Consider the following 13,904-nt stretch of genomic DNA (forward strand, 5'->3'; position numbering starts at 1 on the left):
CGCACGGCCGCGCGATCGGTGTCGTACGAATGGGGCATTCCTGTGGGCCGCTCAGGGGACGGCGTGTCCGCGAGCGGGTGACGGCGGCGGTGTGGCGGCTTCACATCGGGTGCCGCTGGTCGCCGCCGTCCCCCCCCCGTGCGGGCCGGTCAGCGCATGGAGTTCGGGAACAGTGCGAGGAACGGCTCCGTCGACGCCGTCACACCGCGGCTGTAGGGATCGTCGAAGTCCCAGATGAGGAAGAGCAGGAAGGCGATCAGTGCGGAGAACAGCCCGGCGAGGATCAGCTCACGGGCCGTGCGCCGGATCTGGAGGGCGAACACCATCCCGATGGTGACGACACCACCGGCCAGCAGCCCGAACCAGACCACGCCCGGCATGGTGTCGCCGGTGGAGTTCGCGCGGGACTGGCGCGCCTGGTCGGCGGCGGTGACCTGGTCGAGGAGCGGCTGGTACGCCTGCGCCTCGAAGTCCGACCCGGGTCGGTAGTCGGTGACGTCCTCGCGGATGCGCCGCAGAAGCTCGGTGCCGCGGTCGGTGACCGCGCCGTGCTCCGTCATGTGCTTCCACTCCTTGGTGACGACGTGTCCGACATAGGCGTTGACATCGTCCCGAATACGGTCGCGTACATCGGCCGGATACACCCGGACCCGCTCGGAGACCTCGTGCAGCGCCACGGCCTCCGCCTGGACGTGGTCCTGGGCGGCGCTGCGGGCCTCCCACACCCCGGCGATGGCCAGGCCCAGCACGATGGCGTACACCACGCCGATCCACATCGTCATGTACTCGATGACGTCCGGGGTCTCGGAGGGATCCTCGTCGTCCGGGGCCGTGCGGTGCCGGACGAGGGTGATGACGACCACCACGCAGCAGGCGGCGAGCATCGCGAGGGTGAGAACAAGCCATTCCGGCAAGAGGGGCCTCCAGGGTCAGCGCGGTCGGAGCGCGGCGACGGCGGCGATGGCGGGCACCGCGATGAGCAGGACGAAGGTGAGGGGCGACTGGGCGCGGTGCACGGCCCGCTTGTGCGGGGTGGCGCGGTACGGCGGATAGCGCACCGGGGTCGCGGACGGAGTGGGGGCGGGCTTGGCCGACGGCTTCGGCGTCGGAGCGGGCGTCGGTCGGGGAGCCGGCCGCGCGCGGGGCGGCGCGGGCTGCGGAGCCGGCTTCGCCGGGGGCGGAGGCGGCGGCTTCGGTTTCGGTTTCGGGGTGGGCGTGGGCTTCGGCGGCGGGGTGGGCGTGGGTTTGGGTGCCGGTGTCGTCTTCGGCGGCGGTGGCGGCGAGGGCGTCGGCGTCGGCGTGGGGCTGGGTGTCGGGGTCGGTGTCGGGCACTGCGGGGGAGTGGGCCAGGTGTCGGGGCCGGCCACCGCGACCGCCCGCGCGCCGTCCGGCCCGGTCTCGGTGACCGCGACGACCTGTGCGCCGTCCGGCCCCGTGCCGACGTACGCGCAGGACGTGGCCACGGCCGCCCCGGACGGTGCCGACACCAGGAGCCAGGTCAGCGTGACCACCGTCAACACCCTTGTGGTGAGGGTGGATTGGGTCGGTTCGAGTGCATGCACGACGAAGATCTTGAGGCCACTGCGCGCACCGACGTGCCGGAGAGCGGGTGGGATGCCCCGAACGGGCGACGTGCGCCCCTCGAAAGGTTCGATCAGGGGGCGTGGACGTGACCGCCGGGGCGCACACGCGTGCGACGGGAGGCGTGCCTCGGCACCGCGGTGACGCGGTTGTTCACAGCTGTGACGAGGGCGCCGTCACAGGTTCCGTAAAGAAATTCGTGCGCCGGTTGAACACGAGAGTGGCTTTCGTGCGTACCTCTTGTCGTGCGGCGGCGCAGCAGGGCGCTGCAACACCCTTGTGAGTATGGGGAGTTGAAGATGAAGACCTCGTGGCGGAGCGCCTCGCTCGTGGTGAGCGCCGTGGCGGTGGCGGCGCTGACGACGGCATGCGGCTCGGAAACCGCCCCGCCGGCGAGCAGCCAGAACGTGGGTGCCACGGCCGCGGCCGGTGACTCCGGAAGCGGCACCGGCCTGGGATCCGGCTATGACGCGGGCGCGGCGGGCCAGGAGGGCACCGGCACCCAGGCCGCCTCGGCGGGTGAACTCGCCGTGGCCACCGACGCGGAACTCGGCGAGTTGCTGACCGACAGCGACGGAATGACCCTCTACCGCTTCGACAAGGACGTCGCCGAGCCGCCCAAGTCGAACTGTGACGGCGACTGCGCGACCAAGTGGCCGCCGGTCCCCGCGGACGACGCCACGGCCGGCGTGGGCATCGACAAGAACAAGCTCGGCTCGGTCACCCGCACCGACGGCACCAAGCAGCTGACGATCGACGGCTGGCCCGCCTACCGCTACGCCAAGGACACCAAGGCCGGTGACGTCAACGGACAGGGTGTGGGCGGCACTTGGTACGCGCTCGCCCCCACCGGCAAGAAGGCACAGGGCGAGGACGCCGACCTGCCCGGCCTGTCCACGCGCAAGGACTCCAAGCTCGGCGAGATCGTGATCGACAAGAACGGTCACACGGTCTACCGCTTCATGAAGGACTCGCCCTGGCCGATGAAGACGGCGTGCACCGGCGAGTGCCTGGAGAAGTGGCCGGTCATCGCGCCGGTCGACGCCGAGGACACCGAGGGCATCGACCTCAAGGGCTCCGGTCCCCGGGGCCAGGGCTACGTGGTCTTCGACCGGCCCGACGGCATCAAGCAGCAGACCATCGACTGCGTTCCGATCTACACCTTCGCCGGGGACAAGAAGCCCGGCGACACCAACGGTCAGGGCGTCGGCGGCACCTGGTTCGCCATCCGCCCGGACGGCAAGCCGGTCGGCGCGCCGGGACAGTGAGGATCACACCTCCCCAGGGTTGATCGCCCCACCCGGTCGAGAAGGTCCATGGAAGGGAGTCACGAGGACGCGAGAGTGCCGGACGAACGGCCGGCGCGCCGACTCACCGGTCCGCCCCCTGAGCTCCACGCGCAGGGGGCGGGCCGGTTTGCCTGCATTCACCGGGGTTCTTCGCCTTCTTTCGCCATGGTTCGGAACTCTGTGGAATGCTTCGGATACTTTTCGTAGAGGGTGCGAGGGGCGTCAATTCGGCACGTGCCGCTGGCAGTGACCGGGAACGGATGGTCAATTTCCGTTTCCGCTCGCTCCTTTGGCGGGCGATCAGTAGCCTCAGCTCGAACACCGGATCGCCTACGCCTTGGAGAGATAGATGGAGCGTCCCGCCTGGGCTCCCCGGAGCATCGACATCTCGGTGCCCAGCGTCTCGCGGATCTACGACTACTATCTGGGCGGTTCGCACAATTTCGAGGTCGACCGGGAAGCGGCCCGCAAGGCCATGGACTTCATGCCGGGCCTCCCCAAGATCATGCAGGCCAACCGGGCGTTCATGCGCCGCGCGGTGCGCTTCGCCCTCGACGAGGGCATCACCCAGTTCCTGGACATCGGCTCCGGCATCCCGACGTTCGGCAATGTCCACGAGGTGGCCCAGGCGGAACGTCCCGGCGCACGTGTGGTGTACGTCGACCACGACCCGGTCGCCGTCGCGCACAGCCAGGCGGTCCTGGCGGGCAACGACGACGCGGACATTGTCGCCGCGGACCTGCGCAAGCCCCAGGAGATCCTGTCCAGTTCCGAGGTGGAGCGGCTGATCGACCTGAACCGGCCAGTGGCGCTGCTGCTCGTTGCCATACTGCACTTCGTGGAGGACGAGGACGAGCCGTACGAGGCGGTGGCCGAGCTGCGCGACGCGCTCGCGCCCGGCAGCATGCTGGTGCTCACGCATGCCTCCTACGAGGGGATCCCGCTGCCCGAGGAGCGGGCCAAGGGCACGGTCGACGTCTACAAGGACATTCGCAACCCGCTGATCATGCGTTCGCGCGACGAGATCACGCGGTTCTTCGAGGGGTACGACATGGTGGAACCCGGACTGGTGCCGATGCCGCGCTGGCGGCCCGACACCACACCGGACGACGAGGATCCGTGGGCCTTCTCCGGGTTCGCCGGCGTGGGGCGTACCGCGTGAGCGCGGGGCCGGACGGGCCGGAGGACAGACTGCGCCGGTTCGCGACGATCTGGAGCCGGGCGGTCTTCCCGGTGACCTCGACGTCGTCGACCCGGCCGGAGTTCGAGGAACAACTGCTGCCGCTCGCCCGGCGGTTGAGCGAGGCACTCAGAGCCAGGGCGTTCGACGCGGACGAGGGCAGGGCGGTCGGCGCCGCGCTGATCGCCTCGCACTGCACCGACCCCGAGGCGCTGAGCCGCTCACTGGACTGCGTCGACGCCTACCTCGTGCTGTACTGCGGCGACGGCGGTGACCAGGAGGACCTGCGGGCCCGCTCCGGACGGCTCCAGCACGCCATGGCCGCCGGGTTCGCCCAGGCGCTGCGCGAGCGGACCCTCGCCGAGCAGGAGGCGATCTCCGCTGCCGCCCTCAAGGCGCAGGGCGTGGTCGCCCAGGCGCTGCACGACACCGAGGCCCGCTTCCGCGCGGTGTTCGAGGGCGCGGCCATAGGAATCGGCATCGCCGACCTGGCGGGCAACATGCTGCAGGTCAACGGCGCCCTGCTGCGCATGTTCGGCGTCTCCGAGCAGGCCATGCGCAGCCGCAACGTCAAGGAGTGGACGCACCCCGAGGACGCGCCGCAGACCTGGAAGCTCTACGACGAGCTCGTCCGCGGCGAGCGCGAGCACTACCACGTCGAAAAGGCCTTCTACCGCCCCGACGGCACGGTCCTGTGGACCAACCTCACGGTCTCCCTGCTGCGCGACGCCGACGGCGAACCCCAGTACCAGCTGGCCCTGATGGAGGACACCACCGAGCGCCGGCTGCTCAATCTGCGGCTGCGCTACGAGGCCACCCACGACGCGCTCACGGGACTGCCCAACCGCACCTTCTTCTTCGAACGCCTGGAGAAGGCACTGGGCGCCGGCAAGGGTCAGCGGTTCGGGCTCTGCTACCTCGACCTGGACGGCTTCAAGACCGTCAACGACAGCCTCGGCCACGCGGCCGGCGACCGGCTGCTCGTCGAGGTCGCCGACCGCCTCCAGTCCTGCGCGACCGCGCCCGGCGAGATGGTCGCGCGCCTCGGCGGCGACGAGTTCGTGGCGCTGACCACCGGCCCCGACACCGAGCGCGAGGTCGACGAGCTCGCCGCCCGGATCATGAACGTACTGGTCGCCCCGATCAGCGTCGACGGCCGCGAGCTGACCGTGCGCGGCAGCATCGGCATCGTCGAGGGCCCGGCGGGCGAACGCAGCCCGGCCGAGGTGCTGCGCAGCGCCGACATCACGATGTACCGGGCCAAGTCGGCGGGCGGCAACCGCTTCGAGCTGGCCGACGAGGAGGCCGACGCCCGCGCCATCACCCGGCACGGACTGACCACGGCGCTGCCGACGGCCCTGGACCGGGGCGAGTTCTTCATCGAGTACCAGCCGCTGGTCCACCTCGGCGACGGCAGCGTGCGCGGCGCCGAGGCCCTGGTGCGCTGGCTGCATCCGCAGCACGGCGTCCTCGGCCCGGACCGGTTCATCCCGCTCGCCGAGCACACCGGACTCATCGTGCCGCTCGGCCGCTGGGTCCTGGAGCAGTCGGTGCGCCAGGCCCGCGCGTGGCGGGAACGCCACGACGACGCCGGGCCGTTCCGCATCAACGTCAACCTCTCGCCGTGCCAGCTCACCCACCCCGGACTCGTCCAGGACACCGTCGACATCCTGGAGCGCGCGGGCATGGCACCCGACGCGCTCTGCCTGGAGGTCACCGAGTCGGCCCTCATCGGCGCCGACGACGCCCTGCTCAAGCCCCTGCGGCGGCTGGCCGGCATGGGCGTGGACATCGCCCTGGACGACTTCGGCACCGGCTACTCCAACCTCGCCAACCTGCGCCGGCTGCCGGTCAGCATCCTCAAGCTGGACCGCTCCTTCACCCAGAGCATGCAGCGCTTCCCCGCCGACCCCGTCGACCTCAAGATCGTCGAGGGCATCGTCTCCCTGGCGCACAGCCTGAACCTCGCGGTGACGGTGGAGGGCGTGGAGACCGGCGCCCAGGCCGAGCAGCTGCGGATACTGGGCTGCGACACGGCCCAGGGCTGGTACTACGCCCGCCCCGGCCCGCCGGAGCGCCTGCACGAACTGGCACTGGTGGACGCGACCGGCTGAGGCACCGGCAGCCGTGCGGGGTGCGGAGCGAGCGGCTCCCCGCCCCGTGCGGCTTCCCGCCGGTCGTATAGCGTGAGAAGCATCGACGGCGGTGCGGCACGCCCGGTCGGTGAGCGGAAAGGCAGGGCCCGCCATGGCCGAGAAGCCGATCGATCTGGATCTGCGCAAGCTGCGCTACTTCGTCGCCGTGGCCGAGCGCCGGCACTTCGGCCAGGCGGCAATCGCCCTGCACGTCACCCAGCCCGCGCTGTCCCGGCAGGTGCGGCAGCTGGAGCACGAGCTGCGGGTCGAGCTGTTCACCCGCAGCACCCGCGACGTCGCGCTCACCCCGGCCGGTGAACAGTTCCTGCGCGACGCCAAGGCACTGCTCGCCGCCTCGGAGGCCGCCCAGGAACGGGCCCGGCGCATCGGCACGGGCGACAACGCCCTGATCGTCGGGTTCATGCTCGGCACGGACGTCGGCCTCGCCCTGAACGCCTTCTCGGCGCGCTTCCCCCGCGTGTCCATCGAGCTGGTCCGGCTGCGCTGGTGGAGCCAGGCACGGGCCCTGCTGGACGGCAGCGTCGACGTCGGGTTCGTACGGCCGCCGCTGGAGACCGAGGGCATCGACCTCCTGCCGCTGTACCTCGAGCACATCGCCGCCGTCCTGCCCGTCGACCATCCCCGCGCCCAGGACGCGAAGGTCGCGCTGGCCGCCCTCGCCGACGAACCCGTCCTGGAGTACGCGGAGGCCACCGAGGCCTGGTCGGCGGTCTGGAACGCCGATCCGCGCCCCGACGGCACCCGGCCCGGTCACGGCCCCGCCTTCCACGACATGGAGGAACTGCTGGGCTACGTCCGCGGCGGACGCGGCATGGCCTTCGTGCCGAGCTCCGTCGCGGCCGCGTTCCCGCGGTCCGACATCGCCTACGTCCCGGTGGCCGACGCGGCGCCCGGGCAGGTGTCCCTGGCCTGGAACGCCGCGCGCCCCTCGCACCTCGTCACCAGCTTCGTCGAGACCGTGCACGCCGCCGCACGGGTCCGGGGCACCGCGTAGACCTGCGCCGATGCCGCCCGGGCATCAATCGGGCCGCAACCGGCATTGGACGCGGCCGAAGAGGGCTCACAGACTCGGACGTACCAGGAATTCACCGGAGTACTTCCCCGATCCCCCTTTGGAGCCCGCGATGCGTGCTGCTGTCGCCACCGGCCCGAACCTCCCGCTGGCCCTCGACGACCTCGACGTCCCCCAGCCCGCCGCCGGCGAGGTCCTCGTCAAGGTCACCGCCTGCGGGGTCTGCTTCTCCGACCTGAACCTGCTGCGCGGCCACTACCCCTTCGCCCGGTACCCCGTCGTCCCCGGCCACGAGATCACCGGCGTGGTGACCGCCGTCGGCGAGGGCGTCACCTTCCCCGAGGTCGGCACTGCGGTGGGCGCCCAGTTCCTGTACGACTCCTGCGGGCACTGCGACTACTGCGTGCGCGGCGACCAGATCCTGTGCCCCCGCAAGCGGATCACCGGCATCGTGGCCGACGGCGGCTACGCCGAGTACGCCCTGTTCAAGGCCGGCTTCGTCACCCCGCTGCCGGAGGGCCTCGACCCGGTGGCCGCGGCGCCGCTGATGTGCGCCGGCCTCACCGCCTTCAACGGTCTGCGGCAGGCCGGCGCGACGGCCGGTTCCCGGGTCGCCGTCGTCGGCCTCGGCGGAGTCGGTGCCCTGGCCGCGCGCTACGCCGTCGCCATGGGCGCCCGCCTCGCCGTCGTGGGCCGTTCCCGGCGCGGCGAGGACCAGGCCAAGGCCCTGGGCGCGGAGCTGTTCGTCGCCACCGACGAGTCCGACCCGGCCGATGCCCTGAAGGGCTGGGACGGCGGCGCGGACGTGGTCCTGAACGCCGCCCCGTCCACCGCCGCGGCCGCCGCCACCCTGGGCGGTCTCGCCCCCGACGGCACCCTGCTGCTCCTCGGCTACGGCAACGAGCCGCTCACCCTGCCCACCCCGCCCATGATCCTCAACCGGCTGCACGTGGCCGCCTCCCCGTCCGGCTCCCCGCACGACCTGCGCGACACCCTCGCCTTCTCGGCCGCCCACGGCATCCTGCCCGAGGTCACCCCGATCACCCTGGAGCAGGCGCCGGCCGCGCTCGACGCGATGGCCGACGGAACCGCCCGCGGCCGCAGCGTGATCACCTTCGGCTGACCCGCCGGATCACCGGTCCGCACCCGCTCGCAAGCCCTCACACCTTCCCGCACGCCCAGCAAGGAGTTCGCCATGCCCTCCGTCGTCCTCGTCACGGGTGCCTCCAGCGGTTTCGGCGCCCTGACCGCCCGAGCTCTCGCCGACGCCGGACACACCGTCTACGGCGGCATACGGCAGACCACCGGCCGCAACGCCCCGGCGGTCGCCGATGCCCGGGCCTACGCCGATGAGCACGGTGTCGCGCTGCGCGCCGTCGAACTCGACGTCTCCGGTCAGGAATCCGTGGACGCCGGGGTCGCGCAGGTCGTGGCCGAGGCGGGCCGCATCGACGTCGTCGTGCACAACGCCGGGCACATGGTGCTCGGCCCGACCGAGTCCTTCACGCCGGAGCAGATCGCCGAGATCTACGACACCAACGTGGTGTCCACGCAGCGCGTCAACCGCGCGGTCCTGCCCGGGATGCGCGAGCGGCGGGACGGCCTGCTGCTGTGGGTGGGCTCGTCCAGCACCTACGGCGGCACCCCGCCCTACCTCGGCCCCTACTTCGGTGCCAAGGCCGCGATGGACCACCTGGCCAAGAGCTACGCGGTCGAACTGAGCCGCTTCGGCATCGACACGGCCATCGTGGTCCCCGGTTCCTTCACCTCCGGCACCCATCACTTCGCCCACGCGATGCACCCGCAGGACACGGCCACCGCGGAGGCGTACGACGCCTTGTACGCCGGTCTGCTGGACGAGGTGGGCAAGGCGCTGGCCGCCCTGTCGCCGGCCGACGCCGACGTCCGGGAGGTCGCCCGCGCCATCGTCCGCATCGTCGACACCCCGAAGGGCGAGCGCCCGTTCCGCACCACCATCGACCCGGCGGACGACGGCTCGGAGCGGGTCAGCGACGTCGCCGACGCCGTCCGCGCCGACTTCTACGAGCGCATCGGCATGCCGGACCTCCTGGCCACGCGCTCCTGACGCTCACCGCTCCAGCAGCATCCGCTGCAACTCCCGCGCGGCCCGCGGCGGCGCCACATCGCTGCGGTGGGCCAGCGCGATCGTCCGGTTCAGACCGGGCCTGGCCAGCGGGGTGACCCGCAGTCCCCGGCCTGACCGCGCCGCCACCATGCGCGGTACGACGGCGAGGCCGAGCCCCGCCCGGACGAACCCCAGCACCGCGTCCATCTCCCCGCCCTCCACCGCGAAATCCGGCTCGAAGCCCTCGGCACGACACGCGGCGACGGTCAGTTCCCGCAGGTCGTAGCCGTGCCGGAACATCACAAGACGCTCGCCCTCCAGATCGGCGATGCGCACGGTGCGCCGGCCTCGGCCGGGCCGGGGAGCCTCGGGGGAGGAGACGACCACGAGGTCCTCGCGCAGCAGCTCCACCGTGGTCAGCGCCGGGGACGGAGTCGGCAGGGGCAGCACGACCAGGGCCAGGTCCAGGGCGCCGCGAGCGAGCTGCCGTACGAGATCGTGGGAGCCGCCCTCCTCGATCAGGAGCTGGATGCCGGGATAGCGGTCGTGGAAGGCGCGCAGCACGTCCGGGAGCAGGCCCGTGCACAGGCTCGGCGTCGCGCCGAGACGGACCCGGCCGCGGCGCAGCTGCACCAGCTCCTGCACCTCGTGCCGCGCGGTGTCCGCGTCGGCCAGGATACGCCGGGCCAGCGGGAGCAGGGCCTCTCCGGCGTCGGTCAGGGAGATGTTGCCGCGCGCCCGCAGGAACAGGTCCGCGCCCAACTCCCGCTCCAGCGCCTTGATCTGCTGCGACAGCGAGGGCTGCGCGACGTGCACCAGGTCGGCGGCCCGGGTGAAGTGCCGGGTCTCGGCGACCGCCACGAAGTACTGGAGCTGCTGGAACTGCATCCACCCAGCATAGGCGTCGGCTATTGAAACGAGCCGGACCATGTCTTGGACCGATGGGGCCGTTCGGCCCTAGCGTCGTGTCCCATGGCTCTGGCAACGCGGACGGATCGACGGCCGTCCATGGCACGCACGGTGTGGGACTCCACCGTCGGCAAGAAGACCGTGATGGCGGTCAGCGGGCTGATCATGCTGCTGTACCTGGTCGTCCACATGATCGGAAACCTGAAGATCTTCTTCGGGGCGGGCGAGTTCAACCACTACGCGCACTGGCTGCGCACGGTCGGCGAGCCGTTCATGCACTACGAGTGGACGCTGTGGCTGGTGCGGATCGTGCTGGTCGTCGCCGTCGTCGCGCACGCGACCTCGGCCTACCAGCTCAGCCGCCGCGACATCAGGGCGCGCCCCAGCAGGTACGCGCACAAGAAGCCGCGCGCCTCGTACGCCACGCGCACCATGCGCTGGGGCGGCATCATCCTCGGCCTGTTCATCGTCTGGCACATCCTGGACCTGACGACCGGCACCGTGCACTCCGGCGGCTTCCAGCAGGGCCACCCGTACCAGAACGTCGTGGACACCTTCTCCACCTGGTACGGCAACGTCATCTACATCGTCGCGATGCTCGCGCTCGGCCTGCACATCCGGCACGGCTTCTGGAGCGCGGCCCAGACCCTCGGCGCCGGCAGCCGCACCCGCGACCGCGCCCTGAAGGCCACGGCCGGCATCCTCGCGCTGCTGCTCACGGTCGGTTTCATCGCCGTCCCCGTGGGCGTCATGACTGGATTGGTGAGCTGACATGTCTACCTACGCCGAGTACACGACCGGCGAACCGGTCCTCGACACCAAAGCCCCCGCCGGCCCCGTCGACGAGCGCTGGGACACCCGCCGCTTCGAGGCCAGACTCGTCAACCCCGCCAACCGGCGCAAGCACACCGTGATCGTGGTCGGCACGGGCCTGGCCGGCGGTTCCGCCGGGGCCACCCTCGCCGAACAGGGCTACCACGTCGTCCAGTTCTGCTACCAGGACTCCCCGCGCCGCGCCCACTCCATCGCCGCCCAGGGCGGCATCAACGCGGCGAAGAACTACCGCAACGACGGCGACTCCGTCCACCGCCTCTTCTACGACACCGTCAAGGGCGGCGACTTCCGGGCCCGCGAGTCCAACGTCCACCGCCTCGCGCAGATCTCCGTCGAGATCATCGACCAGTGCGTGGCGCAGGGCGTGCCGTTCGCCCGCGAGTACGGCGGTCTGCTCGACACACGCTCCTTCGGCGGCGTGCAGGTCTCCCGCACCTTCTACGCCCGCGGCCAGACGGGCCAGCAGCTCCTCCTCGGCGCCTACCAGGCCCTCAGCCGGCAGATCGCCGCGGGCAACATCGAGATGCATCCCCGTACCGAGATGCTCGACCTGATCGTCATCGACGGGAAGGCGCGCGGCATCGTGGCGCGCGACCTGATCACCGGCCGCATCGACACGTACTTCGCGGACGCCGTCGTCCTCGCCAGCGGCGGCTACGGCAACGTCTTCTACCTGTCGACGAACGCCATGAACTCCAACGCCACCGCCGTCTGGCGGGCGCACCGGCGCGGCGCCTACTTCGCCAATCCCTGCTTCACGCAGATCCACCCGACGTGCATCCCGCGCACCGGCGACCACCAGTCCAAGCTGACGCTGATGAGCGAGTCGCTGCGCAACGACGGCCGGATCTGGGTGCCGAAGGCGAAGGGCGACGACCGTCCCGCGAACCGGATCCCCGAGGACGAGCGCGACTACTACCTGGAGCGCATCTACCCGTCCTTCGGCAACCTGGTGCCCCGCGACATCGCCTCCCGCGCCGCGAAGAACGTCTGCGACGAGGGCAGGGGAGTGGGCCCCGGCGGTCAGGGCGTCTACCTCGACTTCGCCGATGCCATCGAGCGCATGGGCCGCAAGGCCGTGGAGGCCAAGTACGGCAACCTCTTCGACATGTACCAGCGGATCACCGACGAGGATCCGTACGAGGTGCCGATGCGCATCTACCCGGCCGTGCACTACACGATGGGCGGCCTCTGGGTGGACTACGACCTCCAGACCACCGTCCCCGGCCTGTTCGCGATCGGTGAGGCCAACTTCTCCGACCACGGCGCGAACCGGCTCGGGGCCTCCGCCCTGATGCAGGGCCTGGCCGACGGCTACTTCGTGCTGCCGGCCACCATCAACGACTACCTCGCCCGCAACCCGCACCACGAGCAGGTCACCGACGAACACCCCGTCGTCCAGGAGGTGCTGGCCGACACCCAGGACCGGCTCAGCCTCCTGCTCGCCGTCGACGGGGACCGCACCCCGGACTCCTTCCACCGCGAGGTCGGCGAGCTGATGTGGGAGTTCTGCGGCATGGCCCGCACGGACACCGGCCTGCGCAAGGCGCTGGAGCGCATCCCGCAGATCCGCGAGGAGTTCTGGCGCCGGATCAAGGTCCCGGGCACCGGCGAGGAGTTCAACCAGTCGCTGGAGAAGGCCAACCGCGTCGTCGACTACCTGGAGCTCGCCGAGCTGATGTGTCTGGACGCGCTGCACCGCGACGAGTCCTGCGGCGGCCACTTCCGCGAGGAGTCGCAGACGCCGGAGGGCGAGGCGGCCCGCAAGGACGACGCGTTCGCCTACGCGGCGGCCTGGGAGTTCACCGACACGGGCGCCGCTCCCGTGCTGCACAAGGAAGACCTGGTCTTCGAGTACGTCCACCCCACCCAGCGGAGCTACGCATGAAGCTCACCCTGCGCGTCTGGCGGCAGAAGAACGCCGACGCCGACGGCGCCATGTCCACGTACGAGGTGGACGGCATCTCCTCCGACATGTCCTTCCTGGAGATGCTCGACACCCTCAACGAGGAGCTCATCCTCAAGGGCGAGGACCCGGTCGCCTTCGACCACGACTGCCGCGAGGGCATCTGCGGCGCCTGCTCGCTCGTCATCAACGGCGACGCCCACGGGCCCGAGCGGACGACGACCTGCCAGTTGCACATGCGGTCCTTCGAGGACGGCGACACGATCGACATCGAGCCGTGGCGGGCGTCGGCGTTCCCGGTGATCAAGGACCTGGTCGTGGACCGGTCCGCGTTCGACCGGATCATCCAGGCCGGCGGATACATCACGGCGCCCACGGGCGCGGCTCCCGAGGCGCACGCCTCGCCCGTGCCGAAGCCGGACGCCGACCTCGCCTTCGAGCACGCGGAGTGCATCGGCTGCGGGGCGTGTGTGGCGGCCTGTCCCAACGGGGCGGCGATGCTGTTCACTTCCGCCAAGATCAACCACTTGAACGTGCTGCCGCAGGGGGCGCCCGAGCGGGAGACGCGGGTGCTGGACATGGTGGCGCAGATGGACGACGAGGGGTTCGGGGGGTGCACCCTCGCGGGCGAGTGCGCCACGGCTTGCCCCAAGGGCATTCCGCTCATGTCCATCACCGGCATGAACAAGGAGTGGCTGCGGGCCACTCGGAAGGTGAAGCGGTAGCGCCGTAGCGGGGACGGTGGTTCGGCGGGCGCGGGCTCGTCGTGGCTTGTCGCGCCCACGCGGCGGAGCGGGACATCGATACAGTCCCGCGCCCCTTGGGGCGTTGCAGTGAACGTTCGCCGTCACGTGCGGACGGGCGGGGTCGGGAGGTGCTCCCCGGCCCCGTCTCGCCTTTCCCGCACCCGCCAAGTGAACGGCGCCGGACCCTCCGGCTGACCGGACGGGC

Annotated in this window: 12 protein-coding genes; 9 read left to right on the forward strand and 3 right to left on the reverse strand. The window is 71.2% G+C overall.

Going from position 1 to position 13,904, the window contains the following annotated elements; genetic code table 11:
* Nucleotides 1-149: 149 nt before the first annotated feature.
* Together AC3ETA_RS18190 and AC3ETA_RS18195 are read right to left on the reverse strand one after the other, a co-directional pair.
* On the reverse strand, nucleotides 150-914 hold the full coding sequence (locus tag AC3ETA_RS18190) for a bestrophin-like domain (protein ID WP_432193943.1): 765 nt from the start codon (nucleotides 912-914) through the stop codon (nucleotides 150-152).
* A gap of 15 nt (nucleotides 915-929) precedes the next feature.
* Nucleotides 930-1,562, reverse strand: coding sequence for a hypothetical protein (locus tag AC3ETA_RS18195; protein WP_432193944.1), 633 nt, complete (start codon nucleotides 1,560-1,562; stop codon nucleotides 930-932).
* 318 nt (nucleotides 1,563-1,880) lie between these two features.
* Between AC3ETA_RS18195 and AC3ETA_RS18200 the strand changes: the two genes are divergently transcribed.
* The 6 genes from AC3ETA_RS18200 to AC3ETA_RS18225 all read left to right on the forward strand — a co-directional run bounded on the left by AC3ETA_RS18200 (nucleotide 1,881) and on the right by AC3ETA_RS18225 (nucleotide 9,304).
* Nucleotides 1,881-2,849: an SCO0930 family lipoprotein gene (locus AC3ETA_RS18200; RefSeq protein WP_432193945.1), complete on the forward strand. Its 969-nt coding sequence runs from the start codon at nucleotides 1,881-1,883 to the stop codon at nucleotides 2,847-2,849.
* 370 nt (nucleotides 2,850-3,219) lie between these two features.
* Complete coding sequence (locus AC3ETA_RS18205; RefSeq protein WP_432193946.1) at nucleotides 3,220-4,032, forward strand: SAM-dependent methyltransferase; 813 nt, start codon at nucleotides 3,220-3,222, stop codon at nucleotides 4,030-4,032.
* Complete coding sequence (locus AC3ETA_RS18210) at nucleotides 4,029-6,164, forward strand: putative bifunctional diguanylate cyclase/phosphodiesterase (RefSeq protein ID WP_432193947.1); 2,136 nt, start codon at nucleotides 4,029-4,031, stop codon at nucleotides 6,162-6,164. The genes AC3ETA_RS18205 and AC3ETA_RS18210 overlap by 4 nt, the downstream gene beginning before the upstream one ends.
* Before the next feature lie 133 nt (nucleotides 6,165-6,297).
* Nucleotides 6,298-7,200: a LysR family transcriptional regulator gene (locus tag AC3ETA_RS18215; protein WP_432193948.1), complete on the forward strand. Its 903-nt coding sequence runs from the start codon at nucleotides 6,298-6,300 to the stop codon at nucleotides 7,198-7,200.
* 130 nt (nucleotides 7,201-7,330) lie between these two features.
* Nucleotides 7,331-8,341 (forward strand): alcohol dehydrogenase catalytic domain-containing protein, encoded by a 1,011-nt coding sequence (locus tag AC3ETA_RS18220; protein ID WP_432193949.1) that lies wholly within the window; start codon nucleotides 7,331-7,333, stop codon nucleotides 8,339-8,341.
* A 72-nt stretch (nucleotides 8,342-8,413) separates the two neighbouring features.
* On the forward strand, nucleotides 8,414-9,304 hold the full coding sequence (locus tag AC3ETA_RS18225) for an SDR family oxidoreductase (RefSeq protein ID WP_432193950.1): 891 nt from the start codon (nucleotides 8,414-8,416) through the stop codon (nucleotides 9,302-9,304).
* Nucleotides 9,305-9,307: 3 nt separating this feature from the next.
* On the opposite strand, the gene AC3ETA_RS18230 is transcribed toward AC3ETA_RS18225, so the two are convergent.
* On the reverse strand, nucleotides 9,308-10,192 hold the full coding sequence (locus tag AC3ETA_RS18230; RefSeq protein WP_432193951.1) for a LysR family transcriptional regulator: 885 nt from the start codon (nucleotides 10,190-10,192) through the stop codon (nucleotides 9,308-9,310).
* A gap of 120 nt (nucleotides 10,193-10,312) precedes the next feature.
* Here AC3ETA_RS18230 and AC3ETA_RS18235 point away from each other — a divergent pair, with 120 nt between their 5' ends.
* Genes AC3ETA_RS18235 through AC3ETA_RS18245 form a run of 3 tightly spaced genes read left to right on the forward strand, consistent with a single transcriptional unit; the run spans nucleotide 10,313 to nucleotide 13,678 of the window.
* Complete coding sequence (locus tag AC3ETA_RS18235; RefSeq protein WP_432193952.1) at nucleotides 10,313-10,984, forward strand: succinate dehydrogenase; 672 nt, start codon at nucleotides 10,313-10,315, stop codon at nucleotides 10,982-10,984.
* A 1-nt stretch (nucleotide 10,985) separates the two neighbouring features.
* Nucleotides 10,986-12,935: a fumarate reductase/succinate dehydrogenase flavoprotein subunit gene (locus tag AC3ETA_RS18240; protein WP_432193953.1), complete on the forward strand. Its 1,950-nt coding sequence runs from the start codon at nucleotides 10,986-10,988 to the stop codon at nucleotides 12,933-12,935.
* Nucleotides 12,932-13,678, forward strand: coding sequence for a succinate dehydrogenase/fumarate reductase iron-sulfur subunit (locus AC3ETA_RS18245; protein WP_432193954.1), 747 nt, complete (start codon nucleotides 12,932-12,934; stop codon nucleotides 13,676-13,678). Before AC3ETA_RS18240 ends, AC3ETA_RS18245 begins: the two co-directional genes overlap by 4 nt.
* Nucleotides 13,679-13,904 lie beyond the last annotated feature (226 nt).

It is taken from the genome of Streptomyces sp. bgisy027 (assembly GCF_057710365.1).

Coding starts and splice junctions, on each gene's coding strand:
- AC3ETA_RS18200 (WP_432193945.1), top strand. CDS start 1,881: ATGAAGACCTCGTGGCGGAGCGCCTCGCTCGTGGTGAGCGCCGTGGCG.
- AC3ETA_RS18205 (WP_432193946.1), top strand. CDS start 3,220: ATGGAGCGTCCCGCCTGGGCTCCCCGGAGCATCGACATCTCGGTGCCC.
- AC3ETA_RS18215 (WP_432193948.1), top strand. CDS start 6,298: ATGGCCGAGAAGCCGATCGATCTGGATCTGCGCAAGCTGCGCTACTTC.
- AC3ETA_RS18220 (WP_432193949.1), top strand. CDS start 7,331: ATGCGTGCTGCTGTCGCCACCGGCCCGAACCTCCCGCTGGCCCTCGAC.
- AC3ETA_RS18225 (WP_432193950.1), top strand. CDS start 8,414: ATGCCCTCCGTCGTCCTCGTCACGGGTGCCTCCAGCGGTTTCGGCGCC.
- AC3ETA_RS18230 (WP_432193951.1), bottom strand. CDS start 10,192: ATGCAGTTCCAGCAGCTCCAGTACTTCGTGGCGGTCGCCGAGACCCGG.
- AC3ETA_RS18235 (WP_432193952.1), top strand. CDS start 10,313: ATGGCACGCACGGTGTGGGACTCCACCGTCGGCAAGAAGACCGTGATG.
- AC3ETA_RS18240 (WP_432193953.1), top strand. CDS start 10,986: ATGTCTACCTACGCCGAGTACACGACCGGCGAACCGGTCCTCGACACC.
- AC3ETA_RS18245 (WP_432193954.1), top strand. CDS start 12,932: ATGAAGCTCACCCTGCGCGTCTGGCGGCAGAAGAACGCCGACGCCGAC.